Here is a 400-nt window from a genome sequence, read left to right on the forward strand (position 1 = left end):
GCACGGCGCCGGGGACGGCCGCGGGGTGGTCGAGGCGGGCGAGTTCGACGAGCCAGCCCGGTTCCGGGTGATCGGCCGCCGCGTGCTCGGCGAGGCGGGTCTTCCCGGAGCCGCCGGGGCCGATGAGGGTGACGAGGCGGTGCCGGGACAGGTCGCCGTGGAGGGCCTCCAGGTCGGGCTCGCGGCCCACGAAGGAGGTGAGGCGGGGGCGGAGGTTGCCGCGCGGGGCCTCCGACGGTTCGGGGGGCGCGGTGGGTTCCGGGGGCGGGCGCAGGAGTTCCGCGTGGAAGGCGCGCAGGGCGGGGCCGGGGTCGGTGCCGAGGCTGTCGGCGAAGGGGCGGCGGGGTGGGTGGTCGGGGGGGAGGGGGGGCGGGGGGCGGGGCGCGGGGGGGAGGGGGGC

Annotated in this window: 1 protein-coding gene; it reads right to left on the reverse strand. The window is 81.2% G+C overall.

Annotated features, from left to right (window positions below; all coding sequences use genetic code 11):
* Positions 1 to 400, reverse strand: a 400-nt coding sequence (locus tag ADK55_RS20735; RefSeq protein ID WP_199826586.1) for an AAA family ATPase, incomplete at both ends; no start/stop codon positions are given.

The organism is Streptomyces sp. WM4235, assembly GCF_001279725.1.
Lineage (GTDB): Bacteria > Actinomycetota > Actinomycetes > Streptomycetales > Streptomycetaceae > Streptomyces.